Source organism: Pseudomonas sp. Pf153 (assembly GCF_001269775.1).
Taxonomy (GTDB): Bacteria; Pseudomonadota; Gammaproteobacteria; order Pseudomonadales; family Pseudomonadaceae; genus Aquipseudomonas; species Aquipseudomonas uvaldensis.
Map to the genome: position 1 here is coordinate 81,200 of NZ_LHVL01000005.1, position 19,632 is coordinate 100,831.

Below are 19,632 nucleotides of genomic sequence, written 5' to 3' on the forward strand. Positions count from 1 at the left end.
CACCTCCTTCATTTACTTGCGGTAGCCATCAACACGCCAAAGCAGAAAAAAGTAATGCCCGACAGCTTGCCGACAATCCCGGCTGCCCTGTTGGTGGAGAGCCAGCGCCTTGCACCATTGGCCATGAGGGCGTAGCCGCTATGAACCAATACGACGAGCAAGCCATAGGAAGAGATCAGCAGGAAAAACTGGTCGAAATAGTCAGCCCCCGGCTTGATGAACTGAGGAAACACAGCGAGAAAGAAGAATCCCGCCTTGGGGTTCAACAGCTGGATTGACAGTGCCTCGACAAATCGTCGACACGGTCGCGACGAGGTGGCGTTGAGCTCGGGGAGAAAACGCTTCGTCCGCCACATCTTGCCCCCCAGGTACAACAAATACAGGGCACCGGCATATTTGAGAAACGTGAACGCCGTAGCCGACGTGGCAAGGATCAGCCCGACGCTACTGGCGCTGATACCCGCCACGACAAAAGCACCCAGCGCGATACCGCAGATGCCGGGCAGCGAACCGGTCCAACCATGGCGCAAGGCGTTGGAAACTGTCAGCACGACCCCTGGTCCGGGGCTGAGCACGGTCAGGGTAGCCAGAATCAGAAACAGTTCGTAATTGACCATGAATCACTCCATCAAAGCGGCGGGGCTCAGAGTGTTGTGAACTGGCATCGCTGACAAACGCTTTAATTGCACCAGGGATGTGACTAAATTAGACACATGATTTCCAACCTGCCCCCTTTGAACGCCGTTCGCGCCTTCGCCGCTGCCGCTCGCCACCAGAGCTTCAGCCGTGCGGCCGAAGAGTTGCATGTCAGCCACAGCGCGGTCAGCCGTCATATCAAGTTGCTGGAGGAACGCCTGGGGGTGCTGCTTTTCGAGCGTCGAACCCGGCAATCACTGCTGACGCCGGCTGGCCGGACATTTTATGAGCAGGTCAGCGTGGCCCTGGCGCAGATCGCCAATGCCGCAACCGCCCTGACCCGAGGCGCTTCGCTGCGCAAAGTCAGAATCAACGTGCGCCCTTCCTTTGCGGAGCGCTGGTTGATCCCGCGCTTGCCGAACTTCATGGCGTTGTATCCGGATATCCAACCTGAAGTGGTCACCAGCACCCTGCCACCGGATCAATCGCGCGAAGCATTTGACGTCGTGATTCGCCGCGGACAGTCTGGATGGTCAACCAATATCCAACCACATGCCTTATTGGAGGATGACTTGGTGCTGGTCGCCGCGCCGTCGCTGCTGCAAAGCCAGCCACTGGACAGCCCCAACGACCTGGTCCAATACACGCTGCTGGCTGGCAGGACCCGCGGCAGCGACTGGCAGGACTGGGCCAGGCACGCAGGCATCGCTCAGCTACGTACTCAACCCACTTTGCAATTCGATCACATGCATCTGGTGCTGCAAGCCGCCGTCGACGGCCTGGGTGTCGCCCTGTGTCCCGCATCATTGCTGGGCAGGGACTTATCCACAGGGCGACTGACCTGCCCGTTTCCCTCCTTGCGCCTGCCATTGACCCGTTATTACTACGGCGTCGCTCAGGACGCCGCCGCTGAGACGCAGATGTTTATCGACTGGATGCGCATTCAAATTCATCAGGACGCAACAGAACCCTCGTAACCCGACGCTCCTGGACCTCGACAACGGTCATGCGCCATGTCTGCCATTGGAGTTCATCGCCAATGACCGGCAAGCGATCCAGCAAGCTCATGACCAATCCCGCCAGCGTCTGGTAGTCATCCGTGGCCTTCGCCTGGAAGCCGGTATGTTCGCGGATCTGGCTGAGGTTCAACGCGCCGTTGACCAGGAAACCGCCCTCCTGGGCCACGATATTCGGCCCCTCGATTTCACTGGCATCGGGCAACTCACCGGCGATGGATTCCAGAATGTCGGTCATGGTGAGCAGGCCAATGAAGTCGCCGAACTCGTTCACCACGAAGGCAATGTGGGTCGACTCCTTACGCATTTGCTCCAGAGCGTTGAGAATCGTGAAGCTGTCCAGCAGGTTGATGGCCTTGCGCGCCATGACTTCCAGGCTGGGTTGATTGCCCGCCAGCAACTCCTTGAGCAGTTCCTTTTTATGGACGAAGCCCAACGGCTCATCCACCCTGCCCTCACGAATCAACGGCAGTCTGGAATAGGACGAGTGCATCAGCCGTGTACGAATCTCCTCCGGAGTGTCGGCCAAGTCGATGTGATCGACGTCGGCGCGGTGAGTCATGACATTGCGTATCGGGCGCTCCGCCAACTGCAATACGCCACTGATCATAACCCGCTCCCGTCGATCGAAGACTTGTTCGACTTCATCGCCGGCGAGCATGTCGGCGATCTCTTCACCGACCTCCTCTACCCCCAGTTTTTGCCCCCCGAGCAAGCGCAACACCGCATGGGCGGTACGCTCGCGCATAGGGCGATGGCCTTGCAGGCTCTTCTTGCGACGCGCACGGGCCAACTGGTTGAACAGTTCGATCAGAATCGAGAAGCCAATCGCGGCGTAGAGGTAACCTTTCGGGATGTGGAAGCCCAGGCCTTCGGCGGTGAGGCTGAAGCCGATCATCATCAGGAAGCCCAGGCACAGCATGATGACAGTCGGATGGCCGTCGACGAAATTTGTCAGCGGCTTGCTGGCGACGATCATCAAGCCGATGGAGAACACCACCGCGATCATCATGACCGACAGGTGCTCCACCATGCCCACCGCAGTGATGACCGCGTCCAGCGAGAACACCGCATCAAGCACCACGATCTGCGCAACGATAGGCCAGAACAGCGCATAGGCCGCGCCACCTGAACGCTGCGCCACATGCCCTTCAAGTCGCTCATGCAATTCCATGGTGGCCTTGAACAACAGGAATACACCACCGAACAGCATGATCAGGTCCCGGCCCGAAAAAGACTTGCCGAACACCTCGAACAGCGGCGCGGTCAGGGTCACCATCCAGGAAATACTGGCCAGCAGGCCAAGGCGCATCAACAAGGCCAGGGACAGGCCGATGACACGGGCACGGTCGCGCTGCTCCGGTGGAAGCTTGTCCGCCAGGATAGCGATGAATACAAGGTTATCGATGCCGAGCACCAGCTCCAGCACGATCAGGGTCAGCAGGCCAAGCCATGCCGTGGGGTCAACGATCCATTCCATGGGTCATGCGCTCCCTCGGAATGTCATCGCGGGATGGAGACGAATTGCGGGTCGGAAAAAACGACTGGGAGGTTCCTGGGCGGTGCTCATCAGAGGCCTGAAATCAATATGGGATAAAAATCCTACAGCGTTTCAAGACGCTTCATACGCGGCGAATCATTACAGGATCTGACAGAGCATGCCCCGCATTACCTCACCGACGCGGGGACTCCAGCCTGATGCAGGCAAACGGCCTGGAGGGGCTAAACCCTTTTGACCTTGAAGCGACTCAGCACCCGTTGCATTAATGAAGCCCGCTCTGAAAGATCCCTGGCCGCCACCGCGCACTCCTGCGAGTTCGACTGGTTCTTCTGCGTCACTTCATCGATTTGCTCAAGCCCGATGCTCGCTTGCTGCAAGCCCGAAGCCTGCTCGCTGGAGGCTTGATAGATCAGCGAAACCAGATTGGACACCGAACTGGTTCCGCTGACGATGTTCTTGAGCGACTCGGCAGTCCGGGCCGCGATGACCATGCCGCGCTGTGTCTTGCTCGAAGAGTCGGCAATCAGCGTGGCCGTTTGCTGGGCGGCTTCGGCGCTGCGGGCGGCCAGGCTGCGCACTTCATCGGCCACTACGGCAAAACCACGTCCAAGTTCACCCGCCCGGGCCGCTTCGATGGCCGCGTTCAGGGCCAACAGGTTGGTTTGCGCGGCAATGTTGTCGATGGTAGTGATGATCGCCGTGATGTCCTTGCCCGAACTGTCGATCTCGGCCATGGCGGCAATCAGTTCGCTCATCAATTTGTCGCTCTCCCCCGCATCCGCCCTCGACGCCTGGGATTGCTCATCGGCTTTTCTGGCGTTGGCGGCGTTGTCCCGGGTCTGGGCGGCCATTTGCGTCATCACCGCACTGATTTCCGTGATGGACGACGCTGAATTGGACGCCCCCTCTGATAACGACTGGCTCAGGTCAGTGACTTGCGCCGAGCTGCCGGTGATCCGCGTGGCGCTGGTCTGGACTTCCGAAATCAATTGATTGAGGTTGCTGACCATCTTCTCCAGCGCCTTGCCCAGCGTATCGTGGGGTGAGGAGAGCCGGACCTCCAGGTCCAGGTCGCCTTCGGAAATGCGCTCGGCCACGATGACCTGCCGTTGCAGGCTGTCAGACATATCGTTGAGCGCCACGGACAATTGTCCGACTTCGTCCTCCGATTTTTGCACCAGGCGACGGGAAAGATCCCCCAGGCTGATGTTGGCGGCCAAGGCAGCGGCTTCGCGGATTGGCCCGACGATTTTCGCGCTGGCAAACCAAAGGGCGACCAGGGCCAGCAGCGAGATAGCCAACCCTACCGACACCTGCCAGATACTGTTGTCGATGCTGCGCGCCTGCAGCTCCTGCTCCAATGCAATGGCCTGGCTCATGACCACGGCCTTGGGCAAACGAATCAACACCGCCCAGGGCTTACCGGTGCGACCGAGCGTGATGGGCATCAACACTTCGATGTCCTGCGTTTGCGCGTTGAGCAGACCGTTACCACGTGCCCCCTGGATATCCTGGAGCACTTTTTCCCAGGCGTCAGGCAGCAAGGCCTTGAGAGGTTGGCCGATCAGATCGGTACGTCGACTGTCCGCGACCACCAGCCCCTGGTTGCTCAGGATGGACACTGTGCCTTGGCCGCCGTACAGATCGGCAGACATCTGCTCGCTGAGTTTCTGAATGAAGGCGATATCGAAGTCAGCCCCGACCACACCATAGAACTTGCCATTGGACACGATGGGGACCGACAACGTGGTCAACCATACGTTTTTCCCCTGGACCACATAGGGAATGGGGTCCAATACGCTTTCCTTCAACGTATCGCGTGGACCACTGTACCAACCGCCCTTGAGCACCCCGTTAGGATGGCGGTCCGCAGAGTCGTACTCAACCAATGGTTGCACCGCAACATGGCCGTCAGCGCCGCGTGTCCAGTAGGGGGTGAAACGTCCCGTCAACGGATTGCTGCCGTCCGGGGCATTACGAAACGCAAGGTCCTGCCCATCCAAGGCATCCGGCTCCCAGCAGGAATAGGTGCCGTTGAAGTCAGGGTTATCCTTGAGCACGCTGAGCAACACGCTGTTGATCTGGTCCCGTCCCAACGCCAGGTGACTTTGCGAAGCCTTGCTGGCGGCAAAGGTATTGGCCATGGTGCGCGCCGCATCCAGTGCATTTTGCAGTTTGGCCTGGATGGCATTGGCGCGGGATTCGGCCAGGTTTTGAATTTCCCGGATCGTTGCCTTCTCAACCAGCGCGGAAACTTCCTTGGAAACGTAATGTTCATTGGAGCGAGCGCTGAAGAGCCCGTAAACCACCAGGCTGATGGACGAAACAAACAGGCATACGCCTGCCGTGACACAAATACGTGCCTGCAATGACTTGAACTTCATATCAACCCCTGCCTGATTCTATTTATTGCCAGCGTCAACGACGACGGCCTTCCAACGGGTGCACGACTCGGCGAGTAGCAATCGATCACTGCTGCTTACGCGGTCCCCGGGCGAACGCCTTCAAGGACATGGCGATACAGCTTCAAAGCGTTGAAACGTGGCGGGTTGGGGGCACAAATCCATCTCTTTCCGCTCGGAAAGAAGAAGAGATATTCGAATCAAAAACAGAGGGCCTCATCCAGAGCAGGCCGCTCCCTGGGGATAAGGGCAATCGATGGAAAGAATGTGAAGCCCGCTTTTGCTGTAACCACAGGGTCACCCTTGAATACGGCCGCAGAATCCATTCAAACCAATAACCACGGCAGCAAATTAACATGGGACATATTTCGACCCTATCAACTTGAGGCTTAGACGAGGCAGTACTTTAGTCGCAAGGACGAGGAAGACATTCTGGTAAACGCAGTTGCTGCGCAGCCAGCAGAGACAGCGCCATCACGCAGTCCCGCTGGCCTTCGCAGCACTCACGGCTCGGCTCAGGCTTTTTTAGTTCTCGGCAGAAAAATCGCCAACACCCCGAACAACGGCAGGAACGAGCACAACCAATACACGTACTCGATGCCGCGTATGTCCGCCAAGTGCCCCAGCAGCGCCGCACCGATCCCGCCGAAGCCGAACATCAGTCCGAAGAACACGCCGGCGATCATCCCGACGTTGCCCGGCACCAGTTCCTGGGCGTACACCACGATGGCCGAGAATGCCGAGGCCAGGACGAAGCCGATCACCATGCTGAGAATGCTGGTCCACAGCAGATCGACATAAGGCAGGACCAGGGTGAACGGCGCCACGCCAAGAATCGAGAACCAGATCACGGCCTTACGCCCGATCCGGTCGCCAATCGGGCCACCGAAGAACGTGCCCGCCGCCACCGCGCCGAGGAACAGGAACAGGTGCAACTGCGAGGAGGCCACCGACAGGTCGAATTTCTCGATCAGGTAGAACGTGAAGTAACTAGTGAAACTGGCCATGTAGAAATACTTGGAAAACACCAGCAAGCCCAGCACCACCAGCGCACCCAGGACCCTGCCCCTGGACAAACCATGGGTAGCTGCCTGGCCCTGCTTGAGCTTGAACAAGTTCAGGTGGTTGGCGTACCAGCGACTGATCCGGTACAGCACGAACAATGCAAACAGCGCGAACACACCGAACCAGGCTACGTTGCCTTGCCCATAGGGAATGATGATCGCCGCCGCCAACAAAGGACCGAATGCCGAACCGGCGTTGCCGCCGACCTGGAATGTCGATTGCGCCAGACCATAACGACCGCCCGAGGCGAGCCGGGCGACTCGCGAAGCTTCCGGGTGGAAGGTCGAGGAGCCGATACCGATCAGCGCGGCGGCCAGCAGGATCAAGGCAAAGTTGCCAACCATGGACATCATTACGATGCCGACCAACGTGCACACCGTACCGGCCGGCAGCAGCCAGGGCTTGGGATGCCGGTCGGTGTGGTAGCCGACCCAGGGTTGCAACAGAGAAGCAGTGAGTTGGAAGGTCAACGTGATCAGGCCCACCTGGGTGAAGGTCAGGCCATAACTGTCCTTGAGCATCGGGTAGATCGAGGGCAGCACTGCCTGGATCAAGTCATTGATCAAATGCGCCAGTGCCACGGCGCCAATGATGCGCATGACCAATGGGCTGCTTTGGGCTGCGGCCGGAGTGGACGAGGTGCCAGCCTGGGTATTGCTGAGAGCCATGGGAAGTTTCCATACAACGGATGGGTGCGCACGGGCAGGTGCGTCAATGTGCCATTTTTCGGTGCAGCAAAGCTATCCCCTTAGCTTGCTATCGACCGTAAAAATTCTCGCTGAACAAGGTGATAGCTCAACGCCATGGTCTGAATCTTGCCTTGCTTATCACCTACGATGCGGCCCCTTACAAAGGGGACCGAGAATGGGAAGTTTCGCTACAAAACCCGCCCACAGAGCGGATCTGAACGAACTTTCGAGGCCTTTTAAAAGAACACCTGTTTCAGCACTTGTGTAGAAACGCACAAAAACAGTGCAAGGTGTTCAGGGGAGTATGGGCATGCACGCTTTTCTATCACCGGGCATCAGATGGCTGGGACGTTTTGGTTTCGCCCGTAAATTCCAGTTGCTGTTCCTGCTTTTCATTCTGCCGCTCATGGGTAGTCTGTGGATCATTGGCCAGGACTATCGTGACAAATTAAGCCTGATCTCCGGTGAGCGCGCCGGGGTGCGTCAATTGCTGGCGCTGGACAACCTGGACAATCTGCTCACCGCCCAGCGCAACCGCGCGGCCCGTTGGCGAGCCACGGAAACCAATCGCCAACCCACCCCCGCCACGCTGGCGGCGATGGCTTCTTTCGACGCCGTGCAACCGGCTCTCAACCAGGCAGCCAGCGAGCTAGGTACAGCCTTGCAGACCGAAGGGGCCGAAGGCGCCACCCTCGCCCGCTATCAAGCCCTGCAAGACAGCCTCAAGGTCCTGGATTCGAAAAGCCTGGGTTCCGTGGGTTGGTGGCCGGATGGCTACGACCGCTTCACTGCATCGCTCAATGCCCTGCAATCCCTGCGCGAGCAGATCGTCATGGACAATCGCCTGACCCTCGCCTCCTGGCTGGAAACCTATTTGCTGACCCAGATCTCGACCCAGCAGACACCCGACCTGATCGAACGGGTCGGCCGCCTGGCCAGCGTCGGTCAGGCTTCGGTTGTGTCGGGTCAATTCAGTTTGCAAAGCCGCCTGCAACTGCGAGACCTGCGCAGCCGGATCGGCGATTCCCGGGATCAATTGCTCAAGACCGGCGGACTCCTCGAGGCTCGCCTGCCCAGCGAGTTGCAAGGCTGGGCCGGACAATATCAGGGCAGCCTCAAGCATTTGGATGCCGAATTGAAGGTACTGGACGACGGTGTGTTCGGCGGCTCCATCAGTCTCAAGCCGGAAGACTTCGAGAAGCACATGGACACCCTCCTGACGGACCTGGCCTCCCTGCGCCAGCAATCCCTGGTGGCCCTGGATACCCGCCTGGACCATTATCACGGCACGGCGGTCCGCCAATTCATCCTGGTGGCAACGGTGCTGGGCTGCCTGGTGCTGGCAGCGCTCTATCTGTTCATCTGCCTGCAAGCCTCCATCCGTCGCAGCGCCAGCGGCATCACCCTGCTGGCCGAAGCCTTGCGTGATGGCAACCTCAGCCTGCAAGTGCCAGTGCAAGGGCGTGATGAATTGGCGGCCATCAGCACCGCCCTGAACGTCGCCGTGGTGCAATTGCGCAACAGCCTGCTGGGTGTGGATCACGAGACGTCTCAGGTGAGCAACGCTGTGCGCACCCTCAATGTCCATTCCAGCGATGCACTGGGAGAAGTCGAAGCCCAGCAGATGCAGATCAGCCAGATTGCCGCCGCCGCAACACAACTGGCCGCTACCTCACAGGGCGTAGCAAAAAGCTGCGAACAGGCTGCCGGCAGCGCCCAGCAGACCCGGCGCATCGCCGCGGACAGCAGCCGAGACAGCCAACGGACCACGGCCAGCATCCAGCAACTCAACCAGCGGCTCAACGACACCGCCGCCGCACTGGGCCGAGTGAGTGAACAGGGGCAACAGATCCAGATGGTGGTCGACACCATCCGTGGCGTGGCCGAACAAACCAACCTGCTGGCCCTCAACGCCGCCATCGAAGCCGCTCGTGCCGGAGAACAGGGTCGAGGCTTCGCGGTGGTGGCCGACGAGGTGCGCAGCCTGTCACAACGCACCCAATCCTCCACGCAGCAGATCGCCGGCACCGTCGACAGCCTGCGCGCCACGGTCAACGAGGCTGTCAGCCTGATGGAAGCCGCCTGCGAACAGGCACAGACCGATGCACAAGCCGTCACCAGCCTGGGCGAACGATTGGGAGAAATCGCCAACGCCGTGCAGAGCGTGACCGATACCCTCGCGCAAATCGCCACGGCGGTGGACGAACAAGCCAGCACCGCCGATGAGGTGAGCGGCAATATCCAGCAGGTCGACCAGGCGGCGATGCGCCTGCTCGATGGCGCACGGGCCGTTAACCTCGCGGCGGACACCCTGAGCCAGGGAAGCCAGGCCTTGAGCGCAAACACAGGAAGATTTCAACTCGGTTGAGGGGCATTTGCGGCGAGGATGGATAAGCGGTTGAAAGCGCAGAGAAATATTTCAGATTTACGCTTGACACATCCTCGCTACCGGCGAATAATGCGCGCCACTTGGCTACATAGCTCAGTTGGTTAGAGCATAGCATTCATAATGCTGGGGTCCGGGGTTCAAGTCCCTGTGTAGCCACCAAGTACTAAAAACGGCTTATCGAAAGATAAGCCGTTTTTTTATGTCTCAAGAAAACAGCGCGGAATTTCCCGTGCCGTTCCCGTCGATTGCACCCCGCGCCTCGCATCGCTACAGTCGATCTCTATCCCCCGCCACGGATGGAGCGACACGTGCTTACAAATTTCAGTTCGAATCTTCATCGTTTCTCAGCCGTTTCGCTGCTGGCTGTCGCTCTCTCGCTCGTTGCCTGTAAGACTCCCACCTCCTCTACCGCCACTGCGCCATTACCCACCGCACCGGAGAACGCTTCAGGCTACCGCACCGACCTGCAGACCCGACACGCCGGTAAGCACATGGCCGCGGCGGCAAATCCGCTGGCCGCCGAGGCCGGACGGGAGATGTTGCGACGCGGGGGCTCGGCCATCGACGCGGCGATTGCGATGCAAGCGGTACTGACACTCGTGGAGCCGCAATCTTCCGGCATCGGCGGCGGAGCATTCATTGTGCTGTGGGATGGCAAGGCCGTACGCACCTACGATGGCCGCGAAACAGCACCGGCCGGCGCCACCGAGAAGCTTTTCCTGCAAGCCGACGGCAAACCCATGCCGTTTACTGCCGCCCAGATCGGCGGTCGTTCGGTCGGTACGCCGGGTGTGTTACGTGCGCTTGAACTGGCCCACCGTAAACACGGTCGCTTGAAATGGGCCACGCTGTTCGAACCGGCCATCGCCCTGGCGCAGAACGGTTTCGCTATCTCGCCACGATTGCATTCCATGATCGCCAGCGATCCGTCTCTGTCGGGCTCACCGGACATGGCCGCCTACTTCCTCAATAGCGATGGCAGCCCGAAAGCGGTCGGCACGCGGCTGAAGAATCCTGCATTGGCCGGTGTTCTCAAGCGCATCGCCAGCGAAGGCCCGGATGCGTTGTACGAGGGGCCCGTTGCCAGGGAGATCGTCGCCAAGGTGCAGGGCCATGCCAACCCGGGCAGCCTTTCTTTGAACGACCTCAAGGGCTATACCGCCCGGGAGCGAGCGCCGCTGTGCACCGACTATAAACGCTGGCAGGTCTGCGGCATGGCGCCGCCCTCTTCCGGAGGCATCGCCGTGGCGCAGATTCTTGGCACGCTGCAGGCCCTGGAGCAACGCGACAGCCGTATGGCCCTCGCGCCCTTGAAACCGCGGAAGAGCGATAAACCCGCCGGCCTGGAACCCGCGCCCGAAGCGGTGCACCTGATTGCCGAAGCGCAGCGGTTGGCCTACGCCGACCGCGCCCAATACGTCGCCGATGCGGATTATGTGCCCGTTCCAGTCAAAGGTTTGGTCGACGCCGGTTACTTGGCCAGCCGCGCCGCCCTGGTCGGGCCGCGCAGCATGGGCGTCGCCAAGCCAGGCACGCCACCGGGTGTGCAAGTGGCCTATGCGCCGGACCGTTCGCCGTTGCGCATCTCCACCTCGCAGGTGGTGGCGGTGGATGACCAGGGCGGCGCCGTGTCGATGACCACCACAGTGGAATCGGCGTTCGGCTCGCACCTGATGGTTCAAGGCTTCATGCTCAACAACCAGATGACCGACTTTTCGTTCATCCCCGAAGAGAACGGACAAAAAGTTGCCAACCGTGTCGAGCCCGGCAAGCGCCCGCGCTCGTCCATGGCACCGACCCTGATCTTCGATCGCCAGAGCGGTGAGCTGCTGGCGGCCGTCGGCTCGCCGGGGGGCTCGCAGATCATCGAATACGTCGCCAAGTCAGTTGTCGGCTTGCTGGACTGGAACCTGGACCCACAAACCGCCATCAACCTGCCGAACTTCGGCAGCCGCAACGGCCCCACCGAACTGGAAAAGGGCCAGTTCAGCCCGGCTCTGATCAAGGCGCTGAAAGACAAGGGCCATGCGGTCAGCGAAATCGACATGACCAGCGGGACCCAGGCGATTGTCCGGGTACGCGACGCGCAGGGGAAAACCTCATTGGCCGGTGGGGCGGATCCACGGCGCGAGGGTGAAGCGCTGGGGGATTGAAATTCGGAATGGACTGATATCGAGTCGTCATCATCGCGAGCCGGCTCGCCCCCACATCTATCCGGCGTGAACACGGGGAGTTGTTGACGTCATCCTCTGTGGGCGGGCCTGCTTGCGATTGCGATTTGTACAAACGACGGCGCAGGATTCACCACCGTTGTTCGGGGAATCCGATGCTGGTTCGGAGTCTTCAGTTCGCCCCTCAGGTCGACAGCTGATTGGCAAACTGGCTCACCGCATCCACCACTTTCTTCGCCCCGTCCTGAATCTCGACGATCACACTTCCCGCCTCGGCTGCCAGGGCCAGACCCTGTTCGGCCTGGTGCTGGCCGTCGTTCATCAGCGATACGGCATTACGCGCCATGTCCTGGTTCTGGCGGACTACGCCAACGATCTCATCGGTCGCCTGGCTGGTGCGCGACGCCAGTTGCCGTACTTCATCGGCCACCACCGCGAAACCACGGCCTTGCTCACCGGCCCGAGCAGCCTCGATGGCTGCGTTGAGCGCCAGCAGGTTGGTCTGTTCGGCGATGCCGCTGATGGTCTTGACGATGGTGCCGATCACCAGGGATTGCTCATTCAGGGCCTCAATGCCCTCGCCGGCGGTCTGCATGTGCCGGGCCAGCTCGCGCATCACTTCCACGGCCTGAGTCACCACGGTAGTACCGCGCTGTGCGCTGTTGTCGGTATGCAGCGAAGTGCTGTAAGCGATATTTGCCGCCTCGGCGACGGCTTTTTCCTGATTGACCTGATCGGTGATGTCCGTAGCGAACTTGACCACTTTATAGAGCCGGTCGTTGGCATCGACCACCGGGTTATAGGACGCCTCCAGCCACACCTCACGGCCGTTGCTGTCGATGCGTTTGAAACGACCGGCGACGAATTCGCCACTGTTCAGGCGCTTCCAGAACTGTTGGTACTCCGGGCTGTTGCATTCTTCCGGTCCGCAGAACATGCGGTGGTGCTTGCCCTTGATCTGCGCCAGGCTGTAACCCATGGCACTGAGAAAACGATCATTGGCTGTCAGCACCTGGCCGTTCAGGTCGAACTCGATCACAGCCGTCGAACGCACCAATGCACCAATGAGGTTTTCATGCTCGCGAGAGCCCTCGATGGTGCGGGTCAGATCGTTGGAATACATGGAGAAATAGCGAATCCGGCCATCGACGGTCCGTACCGGCTGAAGGATCGAACGCAGCCACGCTTCCTTTCCATTGCCGCGCAGCAGACGAACGGCACCGGAGAAATGCTCGCCACGAGTCAGCGCCGACGTGAAGCGACGCTGGTGTTCATTGGATTTCAAATAGGCCGGAACAAGCTCTTCGATAGACCGGCCGATAAGGTCCTGGCCCTTGTAATGCATTTCATCCAGGAACTTCTGGTTGACCGTTTTCACACGCCCCTCTGCGTCGAAGGTCAACGCCAGCATTTCGCGGTCCAGACTTTCCTTTACCTGCATGAGACTGGACAGTTCTTGGCGAAGAGCCGACAACTCCTGTTTCAAACGTTGATTGAACATAGGCGTGCTCCGACAGGCAGGAAAAGTGAATGGATCCATCCCTTGCCATCGGCTTGACATTTTTTTTCTAAAGAGTGCCGTTGGTCGGCCTGCAAAAATTCCAGGCCCCTTGCGAACCCTGTCCTCCCTCCCAAGGTCATTGGGATTGTTCTACTGTTGCCGCTGATCGCCGGGGCCCTACCGCTCCAGATACCCTCCTCCATAAAACCAACCATAAAACCGAGGTAACTACCGTGACCACCGACATTGAAGACAGCCGCTCCGCCCGCTTCGCCTTGCGCTGTTCCAGCTTTGCCGAGCGCTGGTTTCCCGACTCCTGGGTCTTCGCCGCGCTGGCAGTGCTGGTCGTCGCGGTGGCAACGCAATTCATTGGCGCCACGCCCACGGCCGCCGCCATGGCGTTCGGCGACGGTTTCTGGAGCCTGATCCCGTTCACCATGCAAATGGCCTTCGTCGTGATCGGCGGGTATGTGGTTGCCAGCTCGCCGCCCGCCGTCAAGCTGATCGACCGGCTGGCACGGATTCCGAAGAACGGCCGTTCGGCGGTGGCCTGGGTGGCGCTGATCTCCATGGTTGCGTCGTTGCTCAACTGGGGCCTGTCGCTGGTGTTCGGCGGCCTGCTGGTACGAGCCCTTGCCCGTCGAACCGACCTCAAGATGGACTATCGCGCCGCCGGCGCCGCCGCCTACCTGGGCCTGGGCGCGGTATGGGCCCTGGGCCTGTCCTCATCGGCGGCGCAATTGCAGGCCAACCCGGCCAGCCTGCCGCCATCGATCCTGTCGATCACTGGTGTCATACCTTTCACCCAGACCATTTTCCTGTGGCAGTCCGGAGTGATGTTGCTGGCATTGATCGTGATCTCGTTGATCGTTGCCTACGCGACCGCCCCAGGCCCGAACAGCGCCCGTGATGCCGCCGCCTGTGGAATCGACCCAAGCTTCAGCATGCCGGCCCTGCAACCGCGCACCCGTCCGGGCGAATGGCTGGAACACAGCCCATTGCTGACCATTGCCCTGGTATTGCTGGCCTCCGGATGGCTGTTTCACGAGTTTTCGAGCAAGCCCGCCATCAGCGCGATTTCCGGGCTCAACACCTACAACTTCTTGTTCCTGATGCTTGGCGCGCTGTTGCATTGGCGTCCGCGCAGTTTCCTGGACGCGGTGGCCCGGGCTGTCCCGACGACTACCGGCGTCTTGATCCAATTCCCACTCTACGGTTCGATCGCCGCGCTGCTGACCACGGTCAAGGGCAGTGATGCCCAGACCCTGGCCCACCATATCTCGACCTTTTTCGTCCAGATCGCCTCCCATGACACTTACGCCTTGTTGATGGGTATCTATTCGGCGGTATTGGGCTTCTTCATTCCATCCGGCGGCGGTAAATGGATCATCGAAGCGCCCTATGTGATGCAGGTGGCCAACGACTTGAACTATCACCTGGGTTGGGCGGTGCAGATCTACAACGCCGCCGAGGCGCTGCCGAACCTGATCAACCCGTTCTACATGTTGCCGCTGTTGGGGGTACTGGGGTTGAAGGCTCGGGATCTGATCGGGTTTTCCTTCGTGCAGTTGCTGGTCCACACCCCTCTGGTGCTGGTATTGCTGTGGGCGCTGGGAACGACTTTGACCTATTTGCCACCAGTGATGCCATAAGGCCATAAAAAAGGGCCGATATTTACATCGGCCCACTTTTTCTTCGGCCCGGTCTGTTTCAGTATGGGGGCGCCCTGTTTCGAGGGGCCCATACGCTGAAAAGGATCTGAGCATGTTCAAACTCGCAGTGCTTCCTCTTGCCGCCCTGGCCATGAGCGCCACCGCCCACGCCGACATCGATGTACAGCTTGGCAGCACAGAACGCGTGACCCGCCTCTTCGCTTATCCCAACAACTGCAATGTCATCTGCTTTCGCGACTGGACCCTGGAACAGACCGTCGAGCATTACCTGACCCAAAGCGTGCAACGCGACGGCTACGGCACGGCCAAGGTCAGCGTCAAACGCGACAATGATACGGTCTACGCCCACATAGCCGGCGTGCCGAAAAGCTACGGCCAGCCATTGACCGCATTGCTCAACGCCGGTGACCTGGCCTACACAGGCGCCACCAAGCTCAACGGCGACAAGAAATGGGCCTACAACTGGTACCTGTTCCTGCCGCTGGGCATGGCCCTGGAAAACCGCAAGAGTGTCGAGCTGCTGCACTTCCCGCCGGATTACTCCCTGACCCAGGCCCAGGACTACCTGGAATCGGCCACCACGGATCGCTGGGCCACGCTGCTCACCGTCAACGGCATCGCCGCCGACCAGACACCGGCCTACCAGACCATCATCGACATCGCGCCGATTGCCGCCCCGTCCAATGCCGGTTCGGCGCTGGAAGGTGTCTACGACTATTTCACTGACTACCAGACCACCATGGTCAAGCAAGTCAGCCAGGGCACCAGCGGAGCCGCGTTGCCAATGGTGGCCTTCGGTGCCCCGGTGCGAAACTGGATCAAGACACAATACGGCCCGACGGTCGGCGTGCTTGGCCTGGCGACCATCACCCCGGCGGCGGGGCTGAAGGTGCCGGTGCTAGGCTCCAACCACCCCAGCTACATCTGGTACGCCGCCGATCCGGAGAGCTATGACGGGGACCAGGCCAAGGCGGATGCGGCGGGCCTGAAGGTCATGGGCCAGGATTTGAGCGCAGCGTGCTGGCAGGCCGGGATGGGCAGCAAGCCGGGCACCGATCCGACCACGTTGCTGAACCAATGCACCCAGACCTGGCAAGTCACGCAAAAGGAAAAGACCTGCGAGTTGTTCTACACCTCGGTTCGCAAATTGACGCCGGCTGAAGCGGCCCAGAAATGCGAGACGCCGGCGATCAAATCGCAGCTCCCGCAGTTGAAAACGCCGATGCCATTGCCGTCCGAACCGGTGTAAATCTCATGGCTTTCCCGCATCAGCCTGCGCTCATGCGGGAAAAGCCCTATGGGCACCTGTCAGAGTTGACAGTAGATAGCGCCCTTGATCGGGGCGACACTATTCGGGTCAATCACGACGCTGGAAGGATCCAGCGCCAGTAAGTCGGGTGTTGCGCACCGACAAGGACCGTCATGAGCATTTTTGTGACCGATAGAGCCAGTTCACAGAACCGGGACTGTATCTACCCGGAAAAAGAACTCAGCACTCGCCTGGGTTATCCGTCTGCGCGCGATTTCGAAGTGCTACGCACCGCCAACGGGCGCGGCAGCGGAATCGTCTCACTCAAGCGCTTCGCCCCCATGGAACGAATGTGTCGTGTATCAGGGCTTCTGTTGGGACGACGACGCCTGCACACCCTGCAGATCCTGCCGGAAATCCACATGTATGACCCACGCTTCGCCGGATTGCTGGCACACTCCTGCAATCCGAATGTCTTTTTGGACATGAGCGAATTATGGCTATGGTCCCTGACGCCCATACAGGAAGGCGACAGCCTGAGCATGGACTACGCCAGCACGGAGCCGAAACTGTACCGGCAGTTTGCCTGCCGGTGCGGTTCCTCCAACTGCCACGGGTGGATCACCGGTTATGACGAACCACCCAACGAGCAAGGCATGAAGTTCCTCAAGCGCTGGCGCCGTCGCTGCCATCGCGACTGACGCCTGCTGCCACGGAACCTGGGATCAGGGCGCGCCCACCGGACGCAGGCGATACTGCGGCGGCAATTGCTCGAAACCGCTGATCGTGGTGTCCAGGCTTTTCCAGCGCCCGTCCTTGATGCCGTAGATGCAACCGTGAATCGACAGTTTCTGTCCACGGTGCCATGCGTTCTGGACGATGCTGGTATGGCCGACGTTGGCCACCTGCTGGATCACGTTGAGTTCGCACAGACGGTCGACGCGTTCCTCTTCGGTTGGCAATTGCGCCAATGCCTCGCGATGTTCGTAGTACAGGTCGCGGATCGAGCGCAGCCAACCATCGATCAGGCCCAGTTGCCGGTCCTGCATCGAGGCGCGAACGCCGCCACAACCGTAGTGGCCGGTGACCAGGATGTGTTTGACCTTGAGCACGTCAACCGCGTACTGGATCACCGACAGGCAGTTGAGGTCGGTGTGCAGCACCACGTTGGCCACGTTACGGTGCACGAACAGATCGCCCGGCAGCATGCCGACGATCTCGTTGGCCGGCACTCGCGCATCGGAACAGCCGATCCACAGGTATTCCGGGGTCTGCTGACGGGCCAGCTTGGCGAAGAAGTCAGGATCCTCCTGCTTGATCGCATCGGCCCAGCGCGCGTTGTTATCAATCAGATCTTGTAGTTCGTTCATGCTATCCAGCCCTCGAGAATAGTCCGCATGTTGGACACCACACCGCCGGTCGAGGTCACTTCATTAATGTCGTTGGAATTCCCGGCCTGGCTGCGGGTCCACCCATTAGAGGCCCACAGCATGAGGAATAGCCATGAATGATTCACGACGTCCTTTCGATGCGGCGCAACCGGAACCCATCGACGACAACGAAGACCGCATGGGCTCGATGCATGAGCTGGAGTTCGATGACGAACAGCCCAGTGCGAGAATCGGTGACGAACTGCCGGAAGACGAGCGCGAACAGCTGATCCCCCCTGAACGCGTACGCGAAGCAGGCCTGACGGGCGCGTCCATGGACGATCGCCAACCGACCGACGATGACATGAGCCCCGAAACCCTCATCCGCGAAGACGGCGCCCGGGATGCCCACGAGGCCGGCGAAGACGAACAGGCTGACTGGGATCTGAGCGTGGTGGGTGAAAATGACATCGGCGGGGGCGATGGGTTGGACGAGGCGGAGATGGCGCAGGTCGATCCGCTGGATGGCAAGCGCTAAATACCGACAGTCACCGTAAATCCCTTGTGCAAGCGGGCTTGCTCGCGAAAGCGGCGTCACATGTTGCAAAGATGCAAGCTGACCCACCGCTTTCGCGAGCAAGCCCGCTCCCACAGGGGCTCGCTTCATGCCGTTGGGGCATCACTCCACCAATGTGCAGGCCATTACCACCGCGTCTTCACGCCCACCCACCGCCGGGTAGTAATCGCGCCGCCGGCCGATCTCGTTGAAGCCATAGCGCTCATATAGGCGGAACGCCGTGCGATTGCTGTCGCGCACCTCCAGGAAGCACTCCCGGGCCTCGGCCTTGCAGGCAATCGACATCAAATGCTCCAGCAGGCGCAAGCCCAGTCCCCGGCCCTGGTTTTCCGGCTTGACGGTGATGTTGAGCAGGTGCGCTTCGTCGAGAATGATCTGCACGACACCATGGCCTACCTGCTGCTGGCCTTCGAACATCAACCAGATCTGGTACTTGCCCAACCCGTCGAGAAAGATCCCTCGGGTCCAGGGGTGGCTATAAGCCGCGTATTCGATTTTCAGCACAGCGTCGAGGTCCGCCTCGGTCATCGGGCGGAACGATACAGCGTCACTCATTCGATTCTTTCCAGCGCGCCATCAGCCGGCGCATGGCTTGCCAGACTTCAGCCTTGCGCTGTGGCGTTTCCATTAACAGTTCCAATCCAGGCAGTGCCCAGGCCGAGCCCAGCCCCTCGATCTGCAGTTCGCGGTTGAACGCTTCGGCATCTGCCTCCCCGGCAAACTTCACCGCCGGCAGGCCGATCAACCAAAGACATACACAGGGCGCGTCTTCGAGCCGCGCCGACACGAAGCCCTGGACGAAATCCCGCGCCGCCTCCGGTCCCTGGTCCATCGTCCCACGGGACAACAACGGCCAGCGCACCGGTTCGCCGACGATCTGCGGGCTGTCCGGCAGGCCGGCGGCGCGCAGCATGTCCTTGAGCAGCAGGTAGGCCGGATCACGGCTTTGGAACGGCTCCCCCGTGGGCAGCTCCACCAACAGCAGGCAACGCCCGGCCCGCAGCAATTGCAGGCTGAAGCGCGGTGGCGGGACCGGGGCGACCCTGACCGGGACAGGCGTCTCTTGTACCTCCTCTGCCGGTTTGACAGGCGCACGGGCGGCAGCCGAGGGGCGAGGAACCTCGATTTTCGGCCGTTCGACCGATGGCGGCGGTTCGGCAACGGTCTTGGCGACAGGCGTCGTCACGGCCGGCTCGGCGTGCGCCAGCTCGAGCGCTTCCAGCAGCTCGAGCCGCGACGGGGCGGCAAATGGCAATTCGGTACGCGGCAGCCAGGTGACCACCTGCATGGCGGTCAGATAGGCGCGGCGACGGGACTCGATAAGCAAGGGTCGGCCACTTGTGGATAACTGAAAGTGGGAGGGATTCTACCGCCCTTCGACGCGAATCGCTTC

The 19,632-nt window shown here is 60.3% G+C and carries 15 protein-coding genes, 1 tRNA gene and 2 pseudogenes; 8 read left to right on the forward strand and 10 right to left on the reverse strand.

Going from position 1 to position 19,632, the window contains the following annotated elements; translation table 11 throughout:
• Nucleotides 1–8: 8 nt before the first annotated feature.
• On the reverse strand, nt 9–617 hold the full coding sequence (locus AD666_RS00820) for a LysE family translocator (RefSeq protein WP_053146593.1): 609 nt from the start codon (nt 615–617) through the stop codon (nt 9–11).
• 96 nt (nt 618–713) lie between these two features.
• Between AD666_RS00820 and gcvA the strand changes: the two genes are divergently transcribed.
• Complete coding sequence (gene gcvA, locus AD666_RS00825; protein ID WP_053146595.1) at nt 714–1,613, forward strand: transcriptional regulator GcvA; 900 nt, start codon at nt 714–716, stop codon at nt 1,611–1,613.
• Here the strand turns inward: gcvA and AD666_RS00830 are convergent.
• From AD666_RS00830 to AD666_RS00840, 4 genes and pseudogenes are all read right to left on the reverse strand, one after another.
• Nucleotides 1,561–3,132: a TerC family protein gene (locus AD666_RS00830; protein ID WP_053146597.1), complete on the reverse strand. Its 1,572-nt coding sequence runs from the start codon at nt 3,130–3,132 to the stop codon at nt 1,561–1,563. The two genes, gcvA and AD666_RS00830, sit on opposite strands and share 53 nt — an antisense overlap.
• Nucleotides 3,133–3,374: 242 nt before the next feature.
• Nucleotides 3,375–4,280: a methyl-accepting chemotaxis protein gene (locus tag AD666_RS26915; protein WP_371259557.1), complete on the reverse strand. Its 906-nt coding sequence runs from the start codon at nt 4,278–4,280 to the stop codon at nt 3,375–3,377.
• A pseudogene (locus AD666_RS26920) lies at nt 4,275–5,537 on the reverse strand (HAMP domain-containing protein); the annotation flags it as partial. The pseudogene AD666_RS26920 and the gene AD666_RS26915, both read right to left, overlap by 6 nt.
• Nucleotides 5,538–6,070: 533 nt before the next feature.
• Entirely contained in the window at nt 6,071–7,288 is a 1,218-nt protein-coding gene (locus AD666_RS00840; protein ID WP_053146600.1) for an MFS transporter, read from the reverse strand.
• A gap of 331 nt (nt 7,289–7,619) precedes the next feature.
• On the opposite strand from AD666_RS00840, the gene AD666_RS00845 reads away from it, so the two are divergent.
• From AD666_RS00845 to ggt, 3 genes are all read left to right on the forward strand, one after another.
• Entirely contained in the window at nt 7,620–9,677 is a 2,058-nt protein-coding gene (locus tag AD666_RS00845) for a methyl-accepting chemotaxis protein (RefSeq protein WP_053146629.1), read from the forward strand.
• A gap of 103 nt (nt 9,678–9,780) precedes the next feature.
• Nucleotides 9,781–9,857: transfer RNA gene (locus tag AD666_RS00850), tRNA-Met, on the forward strand.
• Nucleotides 9,858–9,994: 137 nt separating this feature from the next.
• A complete protein-coding gene (gene ggt, locus AD666_RS00855) occupies nt 9,995–11,851 on the forward strand; it encodes a gamma-glutamyltransferase (protein WP_053146602.1) in 1,857 nt (618 codons plus the stop codon).
• 202 nt (nt 11,852–12,053) lie between these two features.
• Here the strand turns inward: ggt and AD666_RS26925 are convergent, their stop codons facing one another.
• Complete coding sequence (locus AD666_RS26925; RefSeq protein ID WP_232776565.1) at nt 12,054–12,485, reverse strand: methyl-accepting chemotaxis protein; 432 nt, start codon at nt 12,483–12,485, stop codon at nt 12,054–12,056.
• A 108-nt stretch (nt 12,486–12,593) separates the two neighbouring features.
• Nucleotides 12,594–13,430, reverse strand: a pseudogene (locus tag AD666_RS26930) (PAS domain-containing protein); the annotation flags it as partial.
• Nucleotides 13,431–13,603: 173 nt separating this feature from the next.
• On the opposite strand from AD666_RS26930, the gene AD666_RS00865 reads away from it, so the two are divergent.
• From AD666_RS00865 to AD666_RS00875, 3 genes are all read left to right on the forward strand, one after another.
• Nucleotides 13,604–15,022: a short-chain fatty acid transporter gene (locus tag AD666_RS00865; protein WP_053146605.1), complete on the forward strand. Its 1,419-nt coding sequence runs from the start codon at nt 13,604–13,606 to the stop codon at nt 15,020–15,022.
• 112 nt (nt 15,023–15,134) lie between these two features.
• A complete protein-coding gene (locus AD666_RS00870; RefSeq protein WP_053146606.1) occupies nt 15,135–16,292 on the forward strand; it encodes a hypothetical protein in 1,158 nt (385 codons plus the stop codon).
• 173 nt (nt 16,293–16,465) lie between these two features.
• The gene (locus AD666_RS00875; RefSeq protein ID WP_053146607.1) at nt 16,466–16,993 is read left to right on the forward strand and encodes a lysine methyltransferase; all 528 of its coding nucleotides are present in this window, start codon (nt 16,466–16,468) and stop codon (nt 16,991–16,993) included.
• Nucleotides 16,994–17,017: 24 nt separating this feature from the next.
• On the opposite strand, the gene can is transcribed toward AD666_RS00875, so the two are convergent.
• A complete protein-coding gene (gene can / locus AD666_RS00880) occupies nt 17,018–17,662 on the reverse strand; it encodes a carbonate dehydratase (protein WP_041023284.1) in 645 nt (214 codons plus the stop codon).
• 133 nt (nt 17,663–17,795) lie between these two features.
• Here can and AD666_RS00885 point away from each other — a divergent pair, with 133 nt between their 5' ends.
• A complete protein-coding gene (locus AD666_RS00885; protein ID WP_053146609.1) occupies nt 17,796–18,200 on the forward strand; it encodes a hypothetical protein in 405 nt (134 codons plus the stop codon).
• 141 nt (nt 18,201–18,341) lie between these two features.
• On the opposite strand, the gene rimI is transcribed toward AD666_RS00885, so the two are convergent.
• On the reverse strand, nt 18,342–18,794 hold the full coding sequence (gene rimI / locus AD666_RS00890) for a ribosomal protein S18-alanine N-acetyltransferase (protein ID WP_053146613.1): 453 nt from the start codon (nt 18,792–18,794) through the stop codon (nt 18,342–18,344).
• On the reverse strand, nt 18,787–19,566 hold the full coding sequence (locus AD666_RS00895; RefSeq protein WP_053146614.1) for a hypothetical protein: 780 nt from the start codon (nt 19,564–19,566) through the stop codon (nt 18,787–18,789). Before AD666_RS00895 ends, rimI begins: the two co-directional genes overlap by 8 nt.
• Nucleotides 19,567–19,632: the final 66 nt, after the last annotated feature.